At 71.2% G+C, this 13,449-nt stretch carries 9 protein-coding genes and 1 pseudogene; 9 read left to right on the top strand and 1 reads right to left on the bottom strand.

What is annotated here, in order from left to right; genetic code table 11:
• The 8 genes from bcsZ to bcsR are packed head-to-tail and all read left to right on the top strand — an operon-like array spanning window position 1 to window position 12,247.
• Window positions 1-1,215: a cellulose synthase complex periplasmic endoglucanase BcsZ gene (bcsZ, locus tag AC5WJ1_RS20200; RefSeq protein WP_494476926.1), complete on the top strand. Its 1,215-nt coding sequence runs from the start codon at window positions 1-3 to the stop codon at window positions 1,213-1,215.
• Entirely contained in the window at window positions 1,200-5,042 is a 3,843-nt protein-coding gene (locus AC5WJ1_RS20205; protein ID WP_494476927.1) for a cellulose synthase subunit BcsC-related outer membrane protein, read from the top strand. The genes bcsZ and AC5WJ1_RS20205 overlap by 16 nt, the downstream gene beginning before the upstream one ends.
• A 14-nt stretch (window positions 5,043-5,056) precedes the next feature.
• Window positions 5,057-6,796, top strand: a complete 1,740-nt coding sequence (gene bcsE / locus AC5WJ1_RS20210; RefSeq protein WP_135703574.1) for a cellulose biosynthesis protein BcsE — start codon at window positions 5,057-5,059, stop codon at window positions 6,794-6,796.
• A gap of 21 nt (window positions 6,797-6,817) precedes the next feature.
• A complete protein-coding gene (locus tag AC5WJ1_RS20215; protein WP_029047114.1) occupies window positions 6,818-7,021 on the top strand; it encodes a hypothetical protein in 204 nt (67 codons plus the stop codon).
• Window positions 7,018-7,830 (top strand): cellulose biosynthesis protein BcsQ, encoded by an 813-nt coding sequence (gene bcsQ, locus AC5WJ1_RS20220; RefSeq protein WP_135703573.1) that lies wholly within the window; start codon window positions 7,018-7,020, stop codon window positions 7,828-7,830. Before AC5WJ1_RS20215 ends, bcsQ begins: the two co-directional genes overlap by 4 nt.
• On the top strand, window positions 7,827-10,421 hold the full coding sequence (gene bcsA / locus AC5WJ1_RS20225; protein ID WP_494476928.1) for a UDP-forming cellulose synthase catalytic subunit: 2,595 nt from the start codon (window positions 7,827-7,829) through the stop codon (window positions 10,419-10,421). Before bcsQ ends, bcsA begins: the two co-directional genes overlap by 4 nt.
• 42 nt (window positions 10,422-10,463) lie before the next feature.
• Entirely contained in the window at window positions 10,464-12,053 is a 1,590-nt protein-coding gene (bcsG, locus tag AC5WJ1_RS20230; RefSeq protein ID WP_494476929.1) for a cellulose biosynthesis protein BcsG, read from the top strand.
• A complete protein-coding gene (gene bcsR / locus AC5WJ1_RS20235) occupies window positions 12,050-12,247 on the top strand; it encodes a BcsR/BcsP family cellulose biosynthesis protein (RefSeq protein ID WP_135703571.1) in 198 nt (65 codons plus the stop codon). The genes bcsG and bcsR overlap by 4 nt, the downstream gene beginning before the upstream one ends.
• A gap of 64 nt (window positions 12,248-12,311) precedes the next feature.
• Here the strand turns inward: bcsR and AC5WJ1_RS20240 are convergent.
• A pseudogene (locus AC5WJ1_RS20240) lies at window positions 12,312-12,711 on the bottom strand (thiamine pyrophosphate-dependent enzyme); the annotation flags it as partial.
• Window positions 12,712-12,893: 182 nt separating this feature from the next.
• Here AC5WJ1_RS20240 and AC5WJ1_RS20245 point away from each other — a divergent pair.
• Window positions 12,894-13,391, top strand: a complete 498-nt coding sequence (locus tag AC5WJ1_RS20245; protein WP_133094795.1) for an acyl-CoA thioesterase — start codon at window positions 12,894-12,896, stop codon at window positions 13,389-13,391.
• Window positions 13,392-13,449: the final 58 nt, after the last annotated feature.

The raw sequence follows: 13,449 nt of genomic DNA on the forward strand, positions 1-13,449 counted from the left end.
ATGCGGCGCACGCTGACAGGGCTGGGCCGATGGCTGGCGGCCGGCGCGCTGGCCTGTGCCGCGCTGGCCCCCATTGCGGCCAATGCCGCGCCCGCACCGGCCTGCAAGTGGGCCGACTGGGATGCCTTCCGCCAGCACCTCATGAGCGCCGACGGGCGCGTGATCGACCGCAGCTCGGACCAGCAGGCCACCGTGTCCGAAGGCCAGGCCTATGGCCTGTTCTTCGCGCTGGTGGCCAATGACCGCGCCAGCTTCGAGAAATTGCTGGCCTGGACCGAGAACAACCTGGCCCAGGGCGACCTGGCCTCGCGCCTGCCCGCGTGGATCTGGGGCAAGCTCACGCCCGCGCAGGCAGCCAGCGCCGGCCATGTGGACAACCCGGGCAGCGGCTGGGGCGTGATCGACAGCAACCCGGCATCCGACGCTGACCTGTGGATCGCCTACGCGCTGCTGGAAGCGGGCCGGCTGTGGCAGGAGCGCCGCTTCACCGCGCTCGGCACCTTGCTGGCGCGCCGCATCCTGCGCGAGGAAACCGCGCTGCTGCCCGGCCTGGGCCGCACTGTGCTGCCGGGTCCGCAGGGCTTCAGGCTGGGCGACAAGCGCTGGCGCCTGAACCCCAGCTACGTGCCGCTGCAGGTGATGCGCCGGCTCGCCGCCGCGCTGCCGGAAGAGCCGGCGTGGCAGCAGATGGTCGGCACGTCGGCGCGGCTGATGCTGGACACCGCGCCGCGCGGCTTTTCGCCCGACTGGGTCGAATACGAAGCCGGCCGCGGCTTCCTGCCCGACGCGGCCACCCGCGCCGAAAGCGCCTACAACGCGATCCGCGTCTACCTGTGGGCCGGCACGCTGCCGGCCGACGAGCCCCAGCGCGCCGCGCTGCTGCGCACCTTCACGCCGCTGGCCGACTATGTCGCGGCCAGGGGCTACCCGCCCGAGCGCATCGATACCCAGACCGGCCAGCCCGGCCCCAACGCGGGCAACGGCGGCTTCAGCGCCGCGGTGGCGCCTTACCTGGCCGCGCTCGGCCGCGCCGACCAGGCCGCCGCGCAGGCGCGCCGCACGCGCGAGCTGGCGCAGCGCGAGCCCGGCGGCCAGGCCGGCTACTACACCCAGGTGCTGACGCTGTTCGGGCTCGGCTATCTCGACGGCCAGTACCGTTTTGCCCAAGACGGCGCGCTGCTGCCCGCATGGAAGACCGGATGCCCCGCGCGCTGAATCCGATCCTGCTGCCGGCACTGTTCGGCGCCGCCACGGTGGCACCGATGGCGGCCGCGCCGGCGCTGGCCCAACCGGCTGCAAAGCCCTCGCCCGAGCTGGCGCAACTGCTGTCCGCGGCACGCATGTGGGAAGCCAAGAACCGCACCGACGTGGCCCGCGGCATCCTCGACAAGGCGCTGCTGATCGATCCCAACCAGCCCGACGCGCTGATGCTGATGGGCCTGATCGAGCTGCGCTCCAACCGCCCGCTCGAAGCCGAGAAGATCCTGCGCCGGCTGCGCCAGGCCAACCCCGGCCATCCCGCCACGCTCGAACTGGAAGACGCCTGGCGCATCGCCACGCGCGACAAGGCCGAGATGGCGCGCATCCGGCTGCTGGCGCGCGCCGGCAAGTCCGACGAAGCGATCGCCCGGCTGCACAGGCTGTTCCCGCACGGCGCCCCGCGCGGCGAGCTGGCGATCGATTACTACCGCATCCTGGCCGGCACGCCCGCCGGGCGCACCGCCACCATTGCCGAGCTGCGCACGCGCGTGCGCCAGAACCCTGACGACCTGCGCCTGCAGATGGCACTGGCCAGCCTGCTGACCGACCGCGAGGCGACGCGCCAGGAAGGGCTCGGCATCCTGCAGCGCATTGCCCGGCGGCCCGACGGCGACCGCAAGGGCGCGCTGGAGATGTGGCGGCGCACGCTCTACAACGTCAGCGACGATCCCGCGTACTACAAGTGGTACGAGGCCTACCTGCAGGAAGTGCCGGACGACGACGCCGCGCGCCAGACGCTGGCCGAGCTGGGCAAGCACGGCACCGCGCGCCAGCGCGAGCAGGCCAGCCCGGCCTACCAGGCGCGGCGCGAGGGCGAGAAGCAGCTGGCGCGCGGCAATGTGCGCGAGGCCGAAACCGCGCTGGAGAGCGCCAACCGCAAGCGCCGCAACGAAGGCGAGACGCTTGGCAACCTGGGGCTGGTGCGCCTGCGCCAGGGACGCCACGACGAAGCGCGCGAACTGTTCACGCGCGCCGCCGAGCTCGATCCCGGCAACCGCGGCAAATGGCGCAGCCTGCAGGGCACCGCCACGTTCTGGGGCACGCTGGCGCGCGCGCGCGAGGCCAACGCCCAGGGCAAGCCGGCGCAGGCCGAAGCGCTGGCGCGCCAGGCGCTGCAGCAGCAGCCGGACAACGCCAATGCCCGCGCCATCCTCGCCGACGCGCTGATCGCGCAGGACCGGCCGGCCGAGGCCGAACGCCTGCTGCGCGCCAACCTTGCCGGCCCCGAGCCGGATATCGGCAGCCTGCGCACGCTGGTCAGGCTGCTCAATGAAAGCGGGCGTGGCGACGAGACCGGGCCACTGATCGCCAGCACCGCAAGCCGCCTCAAGGACTCGGCCGAAGAGCTGCGCAGCCTGCGCGCCGAACTGCTCGCGCTGCAGGGCGAACAGCTGCTGGCGCAGCGCAAGCAGAGCCCGGCGCTGGCACGGCTGGAAGAATCGATCCGGCTGGCGCCGCAGGATCCCTGGACGCGCTTCACGCTGGCACGCGCCTACCGCGACCTGGGCCTGCCCGTGCTGGCCCGGCGCGTGATGGACGAAGGCGTGGCCGCCGCCGGCAACGCCGAGATGCGCTATGCCGCGGCGCTCTACCTGAATTCGGTCGACGACATCGACGCCGCCAGTGCGCTGCTGGCTGGCGTGCCGGACGCCGAGCGCTCCGACGGCATGCGCCGCCTGTCCGGCAACCTGGCCGCGCAGCGCCTCCTGCGCGAAGCGCGCCAGCTGTCCGCGCAGGGCCGCGAAGACGAAGCCATGGCCCGGCTGCGCGCGGCCGCAGCCGAGGTGCCCGACGATCCGCAGATGCTGGCCTCGGTCGGGCGCGAATGGATCGCGCTGGGCCAGCCGGACACCGGCCTGAAGCTGGTCACGGACTGGCTCGACGCGCATCCGGACGACCCCGCCATCGACGTGCGCATCCGCTATGGCGAACTGCTGGCCGCGGCCGGGCACGACGATGCGCTGCGCGCGTGGATCGCCGACGTGCGCGCGCGTCCCGGCCTGAACGCCGCGCAGCGCGCCGATCTCGACGACCAGTCGCTGCGGCTGGCGGTGCGCGAGAGCGACCGCCTGATTGCCGAGGGCGATTTCGCCGGGGCGCAGCGCACGCTGATGGCCGTGCCCGCAGCGCAGCAGCGCGAGCGCCGCTGGCTGCTGGCGCTGGCCGACCTGCGCGAGGCCCGCGGCGACTATGCCGGCGCCGCCGACGCCGCGCGCCAGGTGCTGGCGGCCAACCCGACGGACGCCGGCGCGCGCCTGATGGTGGCCAACATGCTGGAGCGCCAGGGCGACGAGAACCAGGCGCTGGAGATCGTGCGCGCGGTGCTCGCCGATACCCCGGGGGACGACATCGACACGCGCCTGTCGATCGCGCGCCGCTTCACGGCGATGCGGCGCGAGGACGAGGCGGTGGCGGTGGTCGGCCCGCTGCGCCAGCGCTATCCCGGGCACGCCGACATCGCGGTGCAGGCCGGGCGCATCGCGCAGTCGCGCGGCGATTTCGACCAGGCCGCGGCGCTGTACCGCGAGGCGCGCGTGCTGGAGCAGCGCGAGGGCGTCAGCCCGGGCCCCGAGGGCGCCGAAGGCACCGCGGCCGGCCGCGCGCTGGCCTCGCTCGAAGCCCGGCGCGAAGGCCAGGTGGCCTCGGCGGTGCTGTTCTCGCACAAGACCGGCGATCCCGGCATCTCGCGCCTGCTGGCAACCGAGATCCCGCTGTACGTGCGCATTCCGCACGGCTACACCGGCCACACATTCTTCCATGCCGACACGGTGCTGCTCGATGCCGGCACGCTGCCCGCCGACAACCTGTCCGCCTCGCGCGACTTCGGGCGCATCCGCGCGCTCGGCAACACCGGCCTCGGCCCGATCGGCCAGAACGACCGCGGCGTGGCGCTGGCGGCCGGCTACGAGTTCAACGGCGCCTACAACAGCTGGCGTGCCGACATCGGCACCACGCCGCTGGGCTTCCTGCGGCAGAACATCGTCGGCGGGCTGCGCTGGCGCGGCGAGATGGGGCCGGCATCGACCACCATCGACGTCTCGCGCCGCGCCGTCACCAGCAGCCTGGTGTCGTACGCCGGCGCCACCGATCCCGCCCATGTCGACCCGACCACCGGCGTGGTCTCGCCCGCGGCCACCTGGGGCGGCGTGGTGCGCAACGGCGTGCATGTGCGCTATGCGCGCGACGTGGGGCGCTTTGGCCTGTTCGCCGATCTGGGATACGGCATCTACACTGGTCACAATGTCCTGACCAACCGCGAGTTCACCGTGCGCACCGGCTTCGACGTGCCCGTCTTCGTGCGGCGCGACCAGCGCCTCACCAGCGGCCTGGTGCTGAACTACTGGCGCTACAGCGAGAACGAGCGCTACTACAGCTTCGGACACGGCGGCTACTACAGCCCGCAGCGCTACCTGTCGTTCGGCATCCCGCTGGACTGGACCGGGCGCCGCGACAAGCTGTCGTGGCGCGTGCGCGGCTCGGTGGGGCTGTCGAGCACGTATGAGAAGTCGATGCCGTACTACCCGACGGATTCCCGGCTGCAGGAACTCTCCGGCAATGCCACCTATGGCGGCGGCTCCGGCGGCGGCTTCAGCTATACCATCGGCGCGGCGATCGAGTACCGTCTTGCCCCGCACTGGGTCGCCGGCGCGGTGTTCGAGATCGACCGCTCGCGCGACTACGCGCCAAACCGCGCGCAGGCCTACGTGCGCTATATCTTCGACAAGCAACAGGGCCCCGTGCCCTACCCGCCCACCCCGGTGCGGCCGTATTCGACTTACTGAGCCATCCCGACACGATGAACGACGCCAGCCGCCCCACCGCCCCGCCGCCGCCGCGCACGCGCAACAAGCCGCGCGCCTGGCTGCAGGCGCGCCCGGCGCTGGCCATCGATGCGCTGCCGCCGGCGCTGGCGGCGCTCGAGCCCACCGCCGTGCACGTGGTCTATGCCGACGCCACGCCCGCCTGCGACGCGCTGTTCTGGCAGAGCGCGGCACGGCTGCTGCGCGCACGCACCACGGTGCTGTCCCCGCGCGAACCGGCCGGGATCGCCGACATGCTGCGCGCGCACGGCCTCGACATCGAACGCTCGCGCACGCTGCATCCGCGCGCCAACGTCTGCACGCTGCGTGGCGTGCCCGGCCGCTCCGGCATCGCCGTGCTGACCGAAGCGCTGCAGGCCATGGTGGACCAGTGCGGCGCACAGGGCAGCCAGTTCCTGGTGGAAGGCGCGCAGGCGTATTTCCGCTGGGACGACCCGGTCGCGCTGGCCGATGACGGCGAGCTGCTGGCACGATGGTGCAGAAGCAACAGCTGTGGCGTGCTGCTGGTGATGGCGCCGCCCGGCGGCACGGAAGCGCTGCAGCTGGCGTCGCTGGCGGGGTTCCACCGGCATTTCGCCGGCGTCGCGCGGCTGGCGCAGCAGCACGGGCACTTTGTCTGGGAAGTCGGCTTCTGGCGCCACAAGGACGCGATCCTGCCGCCCGAGATGGTGCCGCTGCGCTTCTCGCCGGTAGACCGCGGCCTGGTGGCTGGCAGCGGCGCCGACGAAGCCATCGCGCCCGGCGAGGCGCCGACGCTGCTGGCCCCCGACGAGGACCGCATCATCGTCAGCCGCGCAGCCGTGCTGCGCGAACGCTGGATCCCCGCGCACTGGCAGGTGGTCGACGACAACGCCGCCGCGGTGGCCGCCGCCGCCGGAGCGGTCGCGGCCACCGTGGTGTTGCACTACGGCCAGATCGCCGAGCTCGAGACCCTGGCCGGCCAGGTGCACCAGCTGCGCCATGACGGCGGCAAGGCGCTCAAGATCGTGGTGCGCGAGGACCACGAGATCCTGCGCCAGCGCTACGAGCTGCTGATGTTGACGCTGGGCGCCAGCCTGGTGATCCACCGCAACACGCCGTTCGCGCGCGTGCAGACCATGATCGAGGCGATCCAGGGCCAGGTGTTCTCGCGCCCGATCCTGCCGGACTACAAGAACGCGCTGTCCGCGGTGGTGGCCACCGCCGCCACGGGCTACGTGCCGCCCGCCGACTTTGTCTCGCTGGTGCGCACCACGCTCGAACGCAGCAGCGTGATCCGGCTGCCGCACGTGCTGCTGGAGCTGCCGCTGCTGCCCGAGGTGGCGCATGTCGACGCGCTGCGCGCGTGCCAGATGCAGGATGCCGGCGACCTGTGCACCGCCGGCAGCAACGCGGTCTACGCCTTCTTCTTCGCCTGCCGCATGGAGAACGTCGAGACCGCGTGCCGCCATGTGTTTGTGCGGCCGATGTCCGAGCTGTTCGGCGGGGAGCTGCGCTGCGGCGATCCCGAATCGATCCTGGGCTCGCTTAAACGGCTCGAATCCGATCTCGCGCAGCGCCCGGTGCAGGACTACAGCGGCTGGCTGGCCAGCCAGCCCGGTCCGTCGCCGGTGGCGGCGCCGGCGGAACTGCCGCCACAGGACGCGCCGATCCCGCTGCCCGCGACCTCGCGCGCGCGCCGTGGCCGGCGCGCGCAGCCACAGGCGTTTGCCATCCCGCTGAAGCCGCAACGCTAGGCAAGATCGACAGGAAACACCATGGACTTGTTTCTCGGCTATTTCATCTGGGGGCTGATCCTGGCCGTGCCGGTGGCCTGGGTCGTCTGGCACTTCCGGCTGCTGCGCCTGCTGCCGCGCTGGCGCCTGCCGCGCGCGCGCCGCGCGGTGCGGCTGCCGCCCCAGCTGCAGCCGGTGGTGATCCGCGGCCGGCGCTGGCGCGAGGCGAGCGGAGAGCGCGAATGAAGACCGTGGCCATCGTCTCGACCGTCGGCGGCGCGGGCCGCACCACCGTCACCGCCGAACTCGCCACGCTGCTGGCCTGGCACGGCCATCCGGCGCTGGCCGTCGAATGCGACCCGCGCGGGGTGCTTGGCTTCCACTTCGGCCTGCGCGCGCCGGCCGGCGCAGGGTTGTGCAACAGCGCCAGGTGGAATGAAGCGGGACAGCGCAGCGACGACGGCGTGCTGTTCGTGCCGTGGGGCGATCCCGGCAGCGCGGCCGAGCAAGGCCGCATGGCCGAGCGGATGGAGCGCGATCCGCACTGGCTGCGCGGCCTGCTGGCCCAGGTCGACCTGCCGAGCAATGCTTTGGCGCTGGTCGACAGCGCGCCGTGGCCGTCGCCGCATGCGCGCCAGGCCATTGCCGCGGCCGATCTCGTGCTGGTGCTGGTGCCGCCGCAGCCGCAGACCTGCGCCACGCTGCCGCCGCTGCGCGCGGCGCTGCGCGAGAGCGGCGCCGCCGTGGCCTGCGCGGTCACGCGGCTGCAGCCGGCGCGCCAGCTCCATACCGATATCTCGGTGCTGCTGCGCGCCACGCTGGACGGCGAGCTGCTGCCGTATGAAGTGCACGAGGACGCCGCCGTGCCCGAAGCCTTTGCCCGCGGCGAGAGCTTCTGCCGCAGCACGCCGTACTCGCAGGCGGCGCATGACCTGCAGGGGTTGGCCTCGTGGGTATCGGGCTGGAGCCTGCTGGCCGTGCGCGGCAACGCCGGACCCGCCAGCGTGCGCGACATGGGCGCCCGCCAGATGGCCGCCGAGGCCGACCGGACATGATGCGCGCGCTGCTGCCCCTGCCGCTGCGCCAGCGCGCGGCCGACTGGTTCCAGGCGCTGCGCCGCGCGCTGGCGCGCGAGCTGGGCGTGGCCGCCGAAGCCCCGGTCAGCCTGTGGCTGCTGCGGGTGTTCTTCCGCACCCCGCCGCGCGGGCGCCCCGACCTGGCGCTGCTCACCGCCAGCTGGATGCGGCGGCGCCTGCGCCAGCGCCTGGACATCCCGCGCCACCGGCACGGCCCCGGCATCTGGCTGAGCCGGGCGCTGCTGCGGCCCCCGCGCGCACTGGTGCCGCTCGCCGCCGACGTGCACCATCGCCGCAAGCCGCAGGCGCCGCCCGAGCCGAGCGCGCTGCGCCGCTGGTTCCGCAGCTGGCTCGAGCCGGTCTACTTCCGCGCCAAGCGGCTGCGCCGGCGACTGCTGGCGCGGCTGCCGGGCATCGACTGGAAGCGCGTGGGACTGCGCCTCGAGTCGCTGTCGCCCACCTTGTCCGGCGTGCCGTGGCTAATGCCGGCGCTGCTGTCGCTGGCCGCCGCCGCGGGCATCCTGCTGTGCACCACGCCGCTGCCGCTGCGCGACCAGCTCCTGCTGGCCGTGCTGATCATCCTGGGGCTGCTGGTGCTGCGCCGCATCCCGGGGCGCGCCGCCACGCTGGCCATGGCCGCGCTGTCGGTAATGATGGCCGGCCGCTATATCTGGTGGCGCATCACGACCACGCTGCAGTTCGAGAGCGTGCCGGAGGCTGTCTTCGGCTACCTGCTGTTCGCGGCCGAGGTCTATACCTGGATCGTGCTGTTCCTGGGCTACGTTCAAACCATCTGGCCGCTCAACCGCCAGCCGGCGCCGCTGCCTCCCGATACCGCGAGCTGGCCTACCGTCGACGTGCTGATCCCCACCTACAACGAGCCGTTGCGGGTGCTGCAGCCGACCGTCTACGCCGCACTGGGACTGGACTGGCCGCAGGACAAGCTGCGCATCTATATCCTCGACGACGGTGCCCGCGACGAAGTGCGCGACTTCGCGCGCGACGCCGGCGTGGGCTACCTGGCACGCACCGAGCACGCGCATGCCAAGGCGGGCAATATCAATTCGGCGCTGCGGCACACGCAGGGCGAGTACGTCGCGATTTTCGACTGCGACCACATGCCGGTGCGCTCCTTCCTGCAGATGACGATGGGCGAGTTCCTCGCCGACCCCAAATGCGCGATGGTGCAGACGCCGCACCATTTCTTCTCGCCGGACCCGTTCGAGCGCAACTTCGACACCTTCCGCCGCGTGCCCAATGAAGGCAGCCTGTTCTACGGCCTGATCCAGGACGGCAACGACTTCTGGAATGCCACCTTCTTCTGCGGTTCGTGCGCGGTGATCAAGCGCGCGCCGCTGGAAGAAGTCGGCGGCATCGCGGTGGAGACCGTGACCGAGGACGCCCACACCGCGCTCAAACTGCATCGCCGCGGCTACAACAGCGCCTATATCCGCATCGTGCAGGCCGCCGGGCTCGCCACCGAGAACCTGGCGGGCCATATCGGCCAGCGCATCCGCTGGGCGCGCGGCATGGCGCAGATCTTCCGCATCGACAATCCGATGTTCGGCAAGGGCCTGCACCTGTTCCAGCGCCTGTGCTACACCAACGCGATGCTGCACTTCTTCTACGGCGTGCCGCGGCTGATCTTCCTGACCATGCCGATCGCGTACCTGTATTTCGGGCTGCATGTGATCCATACCTCGGCGGTACTGATCATGGCCTACGTGCTGCCCTACCTGTTCGTCGCCAACGTCACCAACTCGCGCCTGCAGGGACGCTACCGGCATTCGTTCTGGGCCGAGGTCTATGAATCGGTGCTGGCGTGGTACATCGTGCTGCCGACCACGATGGCGTTCATCAACCCGAAGCTGGGCAAGTTCAACGTCACGGCCAAGGGCGGACAAATCCGCGAGGAATACCTGGACTGGACCATTTCCAAGCCTTACCTGGTATTGCTGGCGCTGAACGTGATCGCGCTGCTGCTGGGGCTGGGGCGCATCCTGTTCGATCCGGCCTTCGAGCCCTCGGCGATCATCATGAACCTGGGCTGGGCGCTGGCCAACCTGGTGATGCTGGGCGCGGCCATCGGCGTGGCGCGCGAGGCGCGCCAGGTGCGCGTGTCGCACCGCATCCCGATGCGCGTGCCGGCGACGCTGCTGCTGCCCGACGGCCGCACGCTCGCCTGCAAGACCGAGAATTACTCGCTGGGCGGGCTGGGCCTGGCGCTGCCGGTGGAGGCCAGGGTCGAGCCCGGCACGCACGTCGGCGTGTGCCTGTCGCGCGGCACCCGCAGCTACCATTTCCCGGCGGTGGTGACGCGCAATGTCGAGCGGCAGATGGGCGTGCGCTTCGACGGCATGGACGCGCGCACCGAGCAGCAACTGGTCCAGTGCACCTTCGGCCGCGCCGACGCCTGGATCCACTGGGTCGACGAGCAACCGGTGGACGTGCCGCTGCGCGGTCTCAAGGAAGTGATCGAGATGGGCTACCAGGGGCTGCTGCGGCTGGTCGATGCGTTCCGCGGCGCCACCACGGCGCTGGCCGAGCGCGTGCGCCCGCGACGGCTCTGAACTCAAACACAACGGAAACGCGGCCACGCCACGCTTCGGACAATGGGCATCTGGAACCTTTACTTCATCGCCAAGCTGTACCTGTTTTTTATCGGCCGGCTGCATCCGCAATGGCTGCTGAACCTGCTGTTCGCGCTGGTGCTGGTGGTGCGCATCCGCCATCCGGCGCTGTCCGCGCTGCGGCACATGCTGGCGGTGGTGGCGGGCGCCGCGCTGATGTACCGCGAATCGGAGCTGCCGCCCTTCGCGCGCGTGGTCTCGCAGTTCACCAGCCTGCAGGCGTTTACGCCCGCGTACATGCTGGAACTGGCGCAGCGCGTGATCACGCGCGAGATGCTGCTGGTCGCGCTGGCCGCGCTGGTGATCTTCTGGCTCGTGAACCGCTGGGTGCGGGTGACAACGCTGGTGCTGGGCGCGCTGGTCGCGGTTCCGCTGTGGCAGGCGCTGTACGGCGCCGGCGAACCGGGCGGCATCGCGGGCGCCCGCGCCGGCACCGCGACCGCGGCGCTGACCACGGGCGCTGCGCTGGGCACTGGCGGTGCCGAGGTCGCCGCAAGCGGCCCGGATGCCCGGCTGGCCGCGTTCCGCAACCAGGAAGCGCTGCGCCAGGTCAGCTTCCCGCGGATGGCGGCCACGCCAGACACGCAGTACGACGTGATCGTGCTGCATGTCTGCTCGCTGTCATGGGACGACCTGGACACGGCGCGCGCGCGCGACAACCCGCTGCTGCAGCGCTTCGATTTCCTGTTCACCAATTTCAGCTCGGCGGCCAGCTATAGCGGCCCGGCGGCGATCCGCGTGCTGCGCGCGGCCTGCGGCCAGCCCGAGCACAAGGCGCTGTACGACCCGGCGCCGGCCCAGTGCCACCTGTTCCAGGCGCTGGCGCAGGCCGGTTTCTCCACGCGCATGCTGCTCAACCACGACGGCCACTTCGACAACTTCCTGAAGGAAGTGCAGAAGGAGATCGGCGTCGACGGCGTCGCGCCGCCCCCCAACACCGGCCTGCCGGTGGCGATGCGCTCGTTCGACAACTCGCCCGTCATCGGCGACTTCGACGTGCTGCAGCGCTGGTTCCGCGATCGCCAGCAGGCCGGCGGCGGGCCGCAGGCGCTGTACTACAACACCGTGACGCTGCACGACGGCAACCGCATGACCGACAACCGGCTGTCCAGCCTGGAGTCCTATCCGCTGCGGCTGTCGCGGCTGCTGGGCGACATCGACAAGGTCATCGAGATGGTGGCGCAATCGGGCCGGCGCGCGGTGATCGTGTTCGTGCCCGAGCATGGCGCGGCCTTGCGCGGCGACGCCAACCAGATCGCCGGCATGCGCGAGATCCCGACCCCGCGCATCATCAACGTGCCGGTGGGCGTCAAGCTGGTGGGACTGCCCAGGCCCAACAACAGCACCGTCACCATCGATGCGCCCACCAGCTACCTGGGCCTGTCGCAGCTGCTGTCCAACCTGATTGCCGAGAACCCGTTCGCCGCGCAGGCGCCGGCGCTGGCCAGCTATGCCAGCGACCTGCCGCAGACGCAGATGGTCGGCGAGAACGAGGCCACCGTGACCATGCGCGAAGGCAACGGCTATGTCGTGCGCACGCCGGACGGGGTCTGGATCGAGGGCAAGCCATGAAGCCGGCCAACGCACGCGGACAGCCGCTGGCGCGCAGCGATATCGACGTCCTTGGCAGCGAGGTCGACGGCTTCGACCCGCGCCGGTATTTCGACCACCAGGAACGGCGGGCCGCGCAAGCGGCCGCGCGGCGCTGGCCGCTGCTGGCGGGGTTGCTGGGCTATGACGCGGAGGCGCCGCCGCGCGACGCCTGACCGCCGCGGCCGCCGTACCGGCACGGCCGTTGCATGGCTCGACGGCGTGGCCGCTATCGTCCGGTCAGATCACCAGCTCGATCAGGAACGGTCCCTTGCGGCCGTTCGCCGTCCGGAACAGGTCGGCGAAGGTCTCCATGTCCTTCGCCCGCGCTCCTTCCACGCCCATGCCGTTGGCCAGCTTGACCCAGTCCAGGTCCGGTATTGCCAAGGCCCAGCATGTCGAGCGCGGTCTTGCCGGGGCTTGCCCCGACGCCGGCCAGTTCGCCCAGCAGGATCGCGTACTTGCGGTTGGCGAGCAGCACCACGGTGACATCGAGCCGTTCGCGCGCCATGGTCCACAGCGACTGCAGCGTGTACATGGCCGAGCCGTCGGCCTGCAGCGACACCACGCGCCGGTCCGGTGGCGCCACCGCCGCGCCGACCGCCAGGGGCAGGCCGTCGCCGATGGCGCCACCGGTCAGAGCCTTCGGTATCGGCGGTCAGCGGCGCATCGAGCGGCCGGTGGCAGGTGGCCTGGTCGCCGATGATGTTGCGTGCCACACCATGCACATCAGCGCACCGCATCCGGCCAGAATGCCAGCATGCCCCGACCTCCCCGGGGCAGGCGCGGCTGCCGCCTGCAGCCCTTTCAAGGAGTCAACACATGTTGATGCGAGACGTGATCCCCCAAGTCCTGAACCACGCGACGACGATGCCGGAGCCAGGCTCGCTCGAGGCCGGCGAACACAAGACCTTCCACCATGCAATCGACATCTACCTCAAGGATTCCAACGCCTTCATGAATACGTACTTCGCCCGCTATTTCGAATGGCAGGGCATCTGCCGCGAGCGGTGGTTCCATGAATGCATCCATGACAACCTGCTGGCCGCCGGCGGCGTCTTCGTGACCAAGCGCGCGCACCAGGAGTATGTCGAGGAGACCTTCCCGTTCCAGCGCGTGGACTGCTACCTGAACACCTTCCAGGTGCGCCAGTGCTCGGCCTACCTGCTGTTCCGCTTCTGCGTGGGCGGCAAGCCGGTGTCGCTGGGTTACCAGCAGATCGTGTTTGCCGACCGTCAGAAGCGCATTTCGCGCTTCCCGGCGGGAATCATCGAACGGGTGAAGGAGTATGAGCTGGCGTTGCCCCGGTTTGCCAGCTGATGCAGCGGCCCGGCGTGGCATGCGTCAGTGCAGCGCCTGGCCTGATACCCGCTGAAAT

It is taken from the genome of Cupriavidus sp. MEYA8 (genome assembly GCF_059278825.1).